This is a genomic window from Pseudomonas sp. (assembly GCF_050739995.1).
Taxonomy (GTDB): Bacteria; Pseudomonadota; Gammaproteobacteria; order Pseudomonadales; family Pseudomonadaceae; genus Aquipseudomonas.
This window is the reverse complement of record NZ_JBOICG010000341.1, coordinates 1-11,426: the sequence shown is the minus strand read 5'-3', so window position 1 is coordinate 11,426 and position 11,426 is coordinate 1. Positions and strand designations below refer to the sequence as shown.

Here is an 11,426-nt window from a genome sequence, read left to right as displayed (position 1 = left end):
ATCGGGAGCAAGCCCCCTCCCACATTGACCGAGACCTGCCGGGTTATTCAGCGGTGGATGGTTTTTCCCACAGGTTGATCCCGCCTTCCTGCGCAAACCGATCGATCTCCGCCAGTTCTTCCGCGCTGAAGCTCAAGTTCTTCAACGCGCCGACGTTCTCGATGATCTGCTCCGGGCGGCTCGCACCGATCAGCGCACTGGTCACCCGAGGATCACGCAAGGTCCACGCCAGGGCCAGTTGCGCCAGGCTTTGGCCACGACGCTTAGCGATTTCATTCAATGCCCGCACATGGGCAATGTTGGCCTCGGACAGGTGCTTGGCCTGCAACGAACCGCCACCCGGACGATTCACCCGCGCGTCGGCCGGCACGCCATTGAGGTACTTGTCGGTCAGCAGCCCCTGGGCCAGCGGCGTGAACGCGATGACGCCAGCACCGAGTTCGTCGGTGGTGTCCAACAGGTCCTTTTCCACCCAGCGGTTGAGCAGGTTGTACGCCGGTTGGTGAATCAGCAACGGTACTTTCCACTCTTTGAGCAAGGCCGCGATTTCGCGGGTTTTCACGCCGGAATAAGACGAGATGCCGATGTACAACGCCTTGCCTTGTTGCACGGCGGTGGCAAGGGCGCTGGCGGTTTCTTCCAGTGGAGTGTCGGCGTCAAAACGGTGGGAATAGAAGATATCCACGTAGTCGACACCCAGGCGTTGCAGGCTCTGGTCCAGGCTCGCCAGGATATATTTGCGCGAACCGCCGCCCTGGCCGTAAGGACCGGGCCACATATCCCAGCCAGCTTTGCTGGAGATGATCAGCTCGTCGCGGTAGTGCTTGAAGTCTTCGCGCAGCAAACGACCGAAATTGATCTCGGCGCTGCCGTAGGGTGGGCCGTAGTTGTTGGCCAGATCGAAGTGGTTGATCCCCAGGTCGAACGCGGTGCGCAGCAGGGCGCGCTGGGTGTCGATCGGGGTGCTGTCGCCAAAGTTGTGCCACAGCCCCAGGGACAAGGCCGGCAGCACCAACCCACTGCGGCCTACGCGGCGGTACGGGATAGATTCATAGCGGTTTTCGGCAGCAATATAAGTCATCGAATCCTCTCTTGAACTTGGGACAAATAAGGCCCGGGAATAAGCCTATTCCCAGGCCTTTTAAGCAGCTGAATCGCTTAAGTCTGCCCTTCCGTTTTACAGCAATTTCCTACCAGAGTGGAACGACATAACTGACGTAGAAGCGGTTTTCATCTTGTACGGTGGCACCGGTAATGTCCGGGCTGGCGTGGGCATTTTTCCAGGTCACGCCCAGGCCTTTGAGGGTGCCGGTTGGTACTTGATAGGCCACGGCAATGTTGCGTTCCCATTCACTGGTGGTGCCTTGCGCGGTGCGGATGTCATCACCGTGTGCGTAGGCGGCAGAGAACGTCAGGCCGGTGAGGCCCAGCTTGCCGAAGTCGTACTTGTACTGCGCCAGCCAAGTGCGTTCACCCGCGTGCTGGAATTTGTTCAACTGCATGTTGGTCAGCGCTGGGGTATCAGCGCCTGAGCCAGGGCCCTGGCGTGCGTCGCCGCTGTTGAGGCCAGAGTCGAGGTACGGAAAGTCGCTGTTGCCGCTGTTTTTCTGGATGCCCAGGCCAACGGTGTGGCCATCCAGCGTATAGCTCTCGAGCAGGCTGGCGGTGGTTTGGTTGATGCGGCCTTTGCCAGTGCCGTCACCGTAGAGGCCGGCACCGGCAAAGTCTTTGTCGCCATCGGCATTGGCGCCGACACCCAGGCTGCGGAAGACGCGCACGTCTGTATCGATCGCACCGACCGACAACGCGTCATGACGCTTGGCGCCCAGGAAGAACTGCTGGTAGTAATCCTCAAGGTTGGAATACCACAGGCTGACAGTGGTGTTCTGTATGCCGGTGTAGTCCGCACCGCCGAACAGGAAGCGATCACTCTCTTTGGTGCCGCCAGCGGTGATCATGCCCTGGTCGCCGGTTTCGTTACGAATCTTGGTCTTGAAGATATCGCCGCCGGTGAAGGTGAAGTCGGTAAGGTCCTTGGACACCAGTTGCACACCGGTGTTGGTCTGCTGGTACAGGCGACCGTCGGTGTTGGCCAGTACCGGGTTGTTGCCAAAGAGCGTACCGACGCGCAGTTCATCCTTGGCGAAACGCATCTTGAAGGTCGGGCTCAATACACCGAATTGGTCGGCGGATTTACCGTTATCCAATGGGAACATACTGCCGGGGTAACGGCCCTGGTGGTCCTTGTCGTTGAGGTCACCACCAGAATCCAGTTTCAAGCCGTAGAACGCTTGCAGATCCAGGCCAAAACCTACCGGGCCTTCGGTGTAGCCCGACTTGAAGTTGAACTCAAAGCCCTGGCCCCAATCACGCACGCTGTGAGCCTTGGCCGTGCTGTTCACCACATCGCGCCCCTGCTGGTTGAGATAGCGGTTGAGCAGGGTCACATCGGCGTGGCTGTCATCAATAAAGTCGGCATGGGCGGACAGCATAAAGCTCGCCATGGCGGCACCCACCATAGGGCTTATCAACGTCTTCATTGTTACCGGTCTCCGTCACTGTTCTGAAATGAAAGCGTCAAACGCTTCACACAATTACGCAGTGGACAGATGACAGTTCCGCGTCAAAACCGGTGGGTGACGGATGAAATTAAATTTAAGAAAGCCCCGTAGAACGGGGCTTTGCGGGGTGTTTCTATGCTTTTAGGCTAACGTACCAAGTGCAGGAACTGCAGGTGGCGCTCGTACTGGTCGAGGATGTCGTTGATGATCTGCTCCTTGGTGTAACCCACCAGGTCGTAGTCCTGGCTGCCCTCACTCAAGTGCACTTCCGCCCGGTAATAGCGACGGTTGTTGATCTCTTTCTTGCCCATGCCGCCCCGGGCAAACGACGGCGTGAAATAGCCGCGCATCTGCACTTGGTAGACAAACGGGCGCTCCTCGCCATGGCCGATTTCCAGGCTGACGCTGTCATTGGCCGGGTCCGGCTGCGTAACCACATTCAAGCCTTTCTCGGCAAACACTGCCGTCACTTCTTCAATCGCCGGGCGCACCGTCGATTCAAGGAAGCGGTACACCTCATCGCGCGATGGGAAGTGCACGGCCTGGCTCAAGCGCTGGCGCCAACCGCCACGTCCCTTGCGTGCAGCCGACACTGGAGCCAGCGAATGCAACTGGGCGATCTGCTTCTGGGATTCGAGGTAGAAGGCTTTGTGCAGCCCCCACATCATCAGTAGCAGGATCAGCGAGAACGGCAGCGAGGTCAGCACCACCGCTGATTTCAGCGAGTCGATACTGCCGGCAAACAGCAAAGCACTGGTGACCAGCGCGGTCATCGCCCCCCAGAACACCCGCAGCCATTTCGGCCCGTCTTCATCGGCGTTGCCACCTTTGGACGACAGTGTGGACAGCACCACGGTGCCCGAGTCGGCGGAGGTCACGAAGAACACGAAGCTGATAAACACCGTGACCGCAATGACGGTTTTGCTCCACGGGTAGGTTTCCAGCAACAGGTAAAGGCTCATCGACGGATCATCGATGGCGGACTGACCGAGCGCCGCCATGCCATGGTTAAGCACTTGGTCGATGGCGCTGTTACCAAAGATCGACATCCACGCCAGGGTGAAGCCCAACGGGATCAGCAGCACGCCGAACACGAACTCACGGATGGTCCGGCCACGGGAAATCCGCGCGATGAACAGGCCCACGAACGGCGACCATGCGATCCACCAGGCCCAATAGAACACCGTCCAACCGCCCAGCCAGTCGCTGGGTTTGTCGTAGGCGTACACGTCGAAGCTCTTGGTGGGCAAGGCGCCCAGATAGTCACCGAGGTTCTGGATCAGGGTGTTGAGCAAATGCTGGGTTGGCCCGGCGAACAACACGAACAGCAGCAGCGCGCAGGCCAGCAGCATGTTGATGTCGGACATCACCCGTACACCTTTGTCGACACCTGCCACCGCGACGATGATCGCAGCGCCCATCATCAGGGTGATCAGGCCGACTTGAATCCATTGGGTATGGGCAATGCCGAACAGGTAGTCCAGCCCGGAGTTGAGGTGCAGCACACCAAAGCCCATGTCGGCCCCCAGGCCGAACACCGTAGCGATGATGCCGAAGCCATCCACCGCATAGCCGATAGGGCCGTTGATACGCTTGCCGATCAGCGGATACAGCGCCGAGCGCAGCGCCAGCGGCAGGTTATGCCGGTAGGCGAAATACGCCAGGGCCATGCCGACAAAAGCGAACACCCCCCAACCGTGCAGGCCCCAGTGCAGAAACAGGATCTGCATGGCCTGACGCGCAGCATCGGCATTCATCGGTGCGCCCTGGGGCGGTTGCACCAGGTGTGTCAGCGGCTCGGAGACGCAGAAGAAAAACAGCGTGATGCTGATCCCGGCGGCGAACAGCATGCCGGCCCAGGACAGGTAGCTGAACTCGGGCTCGTCGTGGTCGGCACCGAGTTTTATCTTGCCGTAGCCCGATAGCGCGGTGACCACCACGAAGACCAGATACAGCGTCATCGCCAGCATGTAGTACCAGCCGACCGTGTTGGCCGCCCAGTTTTGCGCTGCCAGCAGCCAGGCACCGGCCTGTTGCGGGATAGCGATGACAGTGATGCCAAATAGCAGGATCACGGTTGCGGCAAAGTAGAAGACGGGCGCATTCATGCGCACCAGGCCGCTGGACGGGGTGGACGATGCACTCATGAGCGATGCACCCCGAGGGTATGGGATAGGGCTGTAAATAACGGACTCAGCAAAGGTAAGCCTCCTGTTGTGAGCGGGCAGCGGACCACCGGGTTTAACTTGAACGAGCATTCAAGTTAAACATGGATAGGCAGTCCGGGACTAATCGCAGGGCTGAGTGGTAGGTACTTCCTACACTAGCTCAAGGAAAAGTATGACGGGTGCGGATGGCAAAACGTTCAGCACAAAACTTGGGAAACCTCATACAAATCCAAGCAATATTTGGCGTCTGCGGGTGCACGGGACAAACACAATCGAATGATCCAGACACCGTCATTAGGTCATTCCACCATGCCGATACCGCAAACAGGCCCTTCACTTGCGATCACCAAACCAAGTCCGACGCATTTGGACTTCATCAAACAACAACTGCCTGGCTGGCTGCCGGACACGTCTCAGCAACGCCTCGCGGAGTTGAAACAACCTCAACCAGATTTCGCCGAACTCCATCGCACCGCGCCCGCCCCAGCTCATCGCCAGTCATTCAAACAGGCCCTCGACAACCATTGGGTCAGCCAGAATGCCGTAGACAAACAGCTTGCGAAGTTGAGCGATATCAGAGCATTTGCCGAGCCCCTGTTGAAAAATGCGCTGCACGCTTACGGAAATATCGACGTATTGAACACTTCAATTCGCCTGTATGCGCCTGCCAAATTGCCTTGGTGGGCGATCAATGTACGCCCAGGCGTCACCGCCCGAACCACCACCTTGCTGGAAGCAGCCCTGCACAACTTTTCAGCCTCGGAAGCCTTTGCCGATTATGCTTTTCTCTCACCAGAAGACGCTCAGGGTCAGCGAGAAATATTGAGGTTCACCCACACCGTGAACGGTCAGGCATTGACAGCCGACCTCTTCAAGACCCTATGCCGAAACCTGGATATCGGCGCCCGCTACCAGCAGCACATCAAAACGGAGCTTGGATTCAATAATGCTTTGGTCGCCAACACCCTACGGCAAAAAGTCCTCAACCAACTGAAGGCTGGCTTGAACAACGCAGCGCATTTGGCGCGGGCAAAAAAAGACATCGCAGACGACAGCTTCACCCTTGTTCAGACACTGTTGCAAAGAGACGGCCCTCTCCAACTGGGTGCGCAACCAGTAGACCTATACGCATTGGACCTGCTTGATACACGCATGATAGGCATCCTGGTTATCGCCCCCACGCTGCCGGTCTCAAATACCAGCAGGATACTGGTCTACATCCCCGACGATCCCGCGCACCCTCTCAAGGATTACGCCTCGCCACAGGCGTTCATCAAAGAGCTGACCAGCCAGCTACATGACCGGGCTCCGGCATCTGATTCTTCCCGCCCCAGCTATCAGCAGTTCTTCAGCCAGTTCGTGGCTCATGAACAACGCGGCCGTTTTTTCCACGAGCTCAACAATCTGCTCTCGACCGTGCGCTGGCACCCCCGAGAGCGAGGTGACAGCCGACCAAACTGGCGCCCTGATCCAGTGGAGGTACCCAACCTGCGCTTTCACACCCTGGCCATGCGCGATGACACACAAAACCGTATCAGCGACCCACAGCAGAATAATCTTTGGCACTACCTCTACCGGGTCAAGCTGAACAAGATGGTCAACGATGCCCAGGAAATCGCTATCTCCACCACCTACGCCGACCGCATGGCACGCTGGGAGTGGTGGGACAACCTGGAAAAAATGCTTTCGGACATTCTCAACACCGCGCTTCTGGTTATCACCCCATTCGTACCTTTTTTAGGCGAACTGATGCTGGCGTATACCGCCTACCAAATGCTCGATAACGTGTTCGAAGGTATCGTCGACTGGGCAGAGGGCTTGCAACGTGAGGGCTGGGAAAATCTCTTAGCGGTCGCCGAAAATGCACTTCAACTTGCGTTGTTCGCTGGCGGTGGAGCCATCACAGAAATTGCCAAGGTGAAACTGTCGCCATTCGTGGACAACCTTCACCAGGTGCGACTGCCTTCCAATGAGAAACGCTTATGGAACCCCGAACTTACGCCCTACCAGCATAGGAACCTGCGCCTGCCGATCGGGCATCGGCCTGCCGAAAATGGCCTTTACCACCATCAAGGCAAGCAGATTGCCCATATAGAAAACAGTCGTTACGAGATCAAGCAGGATCCCACTACCCAGACGTTCCACATCGCCCATCCCAAACGCGCCGACGCCTACCAACCAACCGTGAAGCTTAACGGCAGTGGCGCTTGCGTGATCCACGGGGAGCAGCCACGTAAATGGAGCAATGCCCGTCTGCTGCGCAGACTTGGCCCGCAAACACAAGGATTGAGTACTGGCGAATTAGAACAGGTTCGAGTCATCAGCGGCGTTGAGTTCGGTGCATTGCGCCGGATGTATGTCAACAATGAGCAAACTCCGCCCCTACTTGCTGACACGCTCAAACGCTTCAACAGCGAAAAACAGATTAGGGGCACCATAGAAAATACTCGCACAGAACGGCCGCTTGATCCCTCGTCCGATTGGTTCGAACAAATGGTCACCGAGCTTGATGGCTGGCCTCAAGACAAAGCTTTGCTGGTGTATCAGCGATCTGACTTGTCAGGTGTTCCCCGTCGTTATGGCAACTCGACGGCGCACGGCAAGGATGCCCTGTCCCTGACCATCGCCGAGGTTCTCTCGGGCCAACTGCCGGAAAAAGTCGTTGCGTTCCTTGATGAGCAGCAACTTTCTCATTTACTTGGCAAGGAGGTGCCTGAGGAGGAGCGAGCACAAGCACTGCGTGAGCAACTGGCTGCTTATGTCGAGGAGCAGAGTGAAACGCTGGCCGAAAATCTCTACGCCCGACAGGAAACCAGCGACGAGCCCCATATCCAATTGCTTCGCAAGCAATACCCCGACCTGCCCCTGAGCATCGCTCAGCGCTTGGTCGGCCATACCCGTCGCCGTCACCTGCGCATAATGGAGGAAGAAAAACGCCTGCCCCTGTACGTGAAAAACCAAGCCCGGGAGCTGAATTTCGAGGTCACCAGCGCTCGCATGTTCGAACAACTCTACCAAGGCAAAGCGCCGTCGCTCCAAACTGAAAAGTTGGCACTCAATACACTGAACCGCCACGCCGAAGGGCTGGCGAACCTGCGTATTCAAGTGCGGGAAAGAACCCCATCGGGCGACTTGCGAAACCAGGTCGGCGCAGACGACGCCGCAAATGTTCGGATCCTGGTGCGCAACCGTAAAAAGCAATACCGGGTTTTCGATGATCAAGGCAACCTGAAACACGGCCCAACCGACTTTTATAACTCTATCTTCCAAGCCCTACCCGCCGATAAATCCTTCACCGACGGCGATCAACTGCGCTCATGGCTGATCGAAAAAAACACATCTCGGGCCGAACGACGCCTGACCCTGTCCGATCCGCCAATCGGTGTCCAGGCAGAATACGTAGTACTCATGATGCTCGGTAATGGGGGCAGCACCAGCACCCTGAGGGGAGCCGAAACTCTACAGGGGCGCATAAAACGTGGGCTCCCGGAAATGTCCGAACAAGGGGTGAAGCACTTTGCCGAACTCGCGGAAAGTGCAGAGGGCCTCAGTCAGTTGGTGCAGGTGGAAACCGAAGGACAAGCCCTTGAAACGGCGATGGACGCTTATATCAACCTCCCTACCAAGGGGGCATCAGGCAGTCGCCTGAGTGCCGTCACTAGAAAGTTCAGAACCGACTTTGCAGAGTCACTGAAAAAAGCCTGGCAGGAGGGCTACACACAGCTGCATGACAAATACGCCCAAAAGAATAGATTGATCACACTGGACCTGGATGAAACGCTCTGGCCTGATGACTTGCCAACGCTGCCCATCAATTTCGGGCTGGTCACACGCCTTCTGATGCAAGACTGTGAATTTGCTACGAGGCATGCTGATTTTTTGCAGCACTTTCCCAATCTACGAGTGCTGGTTTTGTCAGATAACAGCCTGGAAAAACTGCCCACGGCCATTGCGCAGATGCGCTCACTCACCGCACTTGATCTAAGCAATAACCAGATTACCTTGGACAGCGATGCCGTCGCACATCTGCGTAATCTGCGGTCTCTACAAGCGATATACCTGTCAAACAACCCGCTGGGCCAGGTGCCGGACATCAGCGTAATGCCTGACCTGCTGGACCTTGATCTGTCCCGTACCGGGATTAGCGAATGGCCGGCAGGCTTGTTTGCGCAGGATCGAGACGCGACGTTTAACCTGCTGCTTCGAGGCAACCCTATTACCAGCATTCCGGATGTCGCCACGGGTAGCGACGAGTCTTTTATCCTCGCGACGACTCGGCTGGACTACTCAACCTTGAGCGCTGAATCCAAATTGCTGATGGAAGAACATAAACGCTCTGTCGGGTTTGACCCTCATCGCACCTACCCCCCTCAGGGAAACTCCGACTTCTGGATTGACGAGTTGGACGACGAAAACCGAGAGAAGTACGACGAAATATGGGACGACCTGGAGGACGAACACGGCTCGCAGGGCTTTTTCGAAGTCATCAAAAAGTTGGAACCACCGGAGTTTTTCGAAGACCCGGAGGATGAACTGCGCTACGCACAGAACACCCCCATTCTGACTTCCCAGGTGCGGTACATGTTGTCGAGCATGCATGAGGACCAAGCGCTACGTGACACACTGTTTCGCATGTCCACTTTTCCAGGACTGTGCCCTGATGCAGGTAGTCAGATTTTCACCGAGATGGGGATCAAGGTGACCGCCCGTGGCGCGGAGCGTTACAGCAAAACGCTCGCCGAACGGGAAGGCGAGCTGGTGGTACTGGCCAGGGGCGCCGCAAGGCTCAAACTGTTGAACGACGTTATCCGCTCGGACATTGCCGACCGTATCAAACCCGTCAATCAAGGCGGGCAGGGTCTGCGGTTTAACAGCCAGATGGTCGACGGCCAACCCGGCACGGTTGATGAAGTGGGCGTTTATCTGGCCTACCAGACGCGCTTGTCTCGCAGGCTCAAGCTGCCCTGGATCAGCGACAATATGGTGTATCGCGACACAGCCAACGTGCCTGAAGAAAGTATCACCAATGCGCTCACGGCCGTACAGACACTGAGTGAAGGCGACGGGTTAGTGGACCAGATGCTGAAAGAGTCCTACTGGGAAAACCTTCTCAAGGATCGCTACCCGCAAGACTATGCGGCAAATGAAGAGAGCGCCAACCAAAGGTTGATACTCTTCGACGACTTGGACAGCGAGCAAAAAGCGTTTGCCCAAGCCCAGGATCTGAGCGACGACCAAAAAGCACAAAAACGCCTGGAACTGAAAAAAATAGTAGAAGAGTTGCAGATAGAGGACCGGGTCATCCCCGACGAGGTCATGTCCGAAGCACTTTACAACCAGGTCTACAACGACCTGGCAGAGCGCCGCAAGGAATGGCTGCGCGAGCAGACCCGCCTGTCACTGGGTCGGCTCGACGACTGACTCAACACACTTACTTCTGTGTCCCGTCATCATGCTGCAAATTCGCCTGGGTGATGTTCGCCCCTGCCGGCACACTGCGTGTCAGCCACACATTGCCGCCAATGGTCGAGCCGTGGCCGATGGTGATGCGCCCCAGGATCGTCGCCCCGGCATAGATCACCACATCGTCCTCGACAATCGGATGGCGCGGATGGCCTTTCTGCAACTGCCCGTCCTCGTCCGCCGGGAAGCGCTTGGCGCCCAGTGTCACGGCCTGGTAGATGCGCACACGCTCGCCGATGATCGCCGTTTCGCCAATCACCACACCGGTGCCGTGGTCGATAAAGAAACTCGGGCCGATCTGCGCGCCCGGGTGGATGTCAATGCCGGTGGCCGAGTGGGCAATCTCGGCGCTGATCCGCGCCAACAGCGGCAAACCGGCGCGGTACAGGTGGTGCGCCAGGCGGTGGTGAATCACCGCCAGGATGCCCGGGTAGCACAACAGCACTTCGTCCACGCTGCGGGCGGCCGGGTCGCCGTGGTAAGCCGCCAGCACGTCGGTGTCCAACAGGCTGCGTAGGGAGGGCAAGGCCAGGGCGAAATCCTGGATCAGCCGGATGGCCTGGGCGTCGACTTCACTGTCATCCTGGCCGCCTTGGCGCGCGGCGTAGCGCAACTCCAGGCGGGCCTGGGCGAGCAGTGCATTCAACGCAACGTCCAACGTGTGGCCGACGTAAAAATCTTCACTTTCTTCACGCAGATCCACCGGCCCCAGGCGCATGGGGAACAGCGCACCGCACAACGCTTCGAGGATCTGCGCCACGGCTTCGCGGGAAGGCAACTCACGGCCGCCATGCTCGCCGCTCAGTCGCCCATTGCGCGTGCGCCACTGGTCCCGGGCGCTGCGCAGTTGGCTGACGATGGTTTGCAATTGCCAATGGCTGGAACGCTCACTCACGGTATTCACTCCTGACGTAATGGCGCCCACTTTACGGTATGCACCCTGGCCGCCCTTAAGAACCAATGGTGTGATGCTAAGAACCATCCGGCATAAGTGATTGGCGGTTGCCCGATGAAAAGTGCCTGCCTATAGTCCCCCCATCACTTAGCCACTGTACGTCGCCATGATCAAACAACAGCTCGACCGTTTTAACCGTCTGGAACTGCTGGGCGGTGCCACTGCCCTGGAAAAACTCGAGCGGCTGTCGGCCTGGCTGGGGCGTGACGTCTACGTCAAACGCGACGACACCACGCCGCTGGCGATGGGCGGCAACAAACTGCGCAAACTCGAATACCT

At 57.6% G+C, this 11,426-nt stretch carries 5 protein-coding genes and 1 pseudogene; 2 read left to right on the top strand and 4 right to left on the bottom strand.

Annotation, left to right across the window (positions count from 1 at the left end; genetic code table 11):
• Positions 1-43 precede the first annotated feature (43 nt).
• From mgrA to betT, 3 genes are all read right to left on the bottom strand, one after another.
• Positions 44-1,081 (bottom strand): L-glyceraldehyde 3-phosphate reductase, encoded by a 1,038-nt coding sequence (gene mgrA / locus ACRESD_RS11435; RefSeq protein ID WP_431750999.1) that lies wholly within the window; start codon positions 1,079-1,081, stop codon positions 44-46.
• 109 nt (positions 1,082-1,190) lie between these two features.
• A complete protein-coding gene (locus ACRESD_RS11430) occupies positions 1,191-2,519 on the bottom strand; it encodes an OprD family outer membrane porin (protein WP_431751001.1) in 1,329 nt (442 codons plus the stop codon).
• Between the two features lie 188 nt (positions 2,520-2,707).
• A complete protein-coding gene (gene betT, locus ACRESD_RS11425) occupies positions 2,708-4,669 on the bottom strand; it encodes a choline transporter BetT (RefSeq protein WP_431751000.1) in 1,962 nt (653 codons plus the stop codon).
• A 369-nt stretch (positions 4,670-5,038) separates the two neighbouring features.
• Between betT and ACRESD_RS11420 the strand changes: the two genes are divergently transcribed.
• Positions 5,039-10,150 (top strand): dermonecrotic toxin domain-containing protein, encoded by a 5,112-nt coding sequence (locus ACRESD_RS11420; RefSeq protein WP_431750998.1) that lies wholly within the window; start codon positions 5,039-5,041, stop codon positions 10,148-10,150.
• A 10-nt stretch (positions 10,151-10,160) separates the two neighbouring features.
• Here ACRESD_RS11420 and epsC read toward each other — a convergent pair whose 3' ends face one another.
• Positions 10,161-11,087 carry a serine O-acetyltransferase EpsC gene (epsC, locus tag ACRESD_RS11415; protein ID WP_431750997.1) on the bottom strand — a complete coding sequence of 309 codons (927 nt, stop codon included), beginning with the start codon at positions 11,085-11,087 and terminating at the stop codon, positions 10,161-10,163.
• 166 nt (positions 11,088-11,253) lie between these two features.
• On the opposite strand from epsC, the pseudogene ACRESD_RS11410 reads away from it, so the two are divergent.
• Positions 11,254-11,426, top strand: a pseudogene (locus ACRESD_RS11410) (D-cysteine desulfhydrase); the annotation flags it as partial.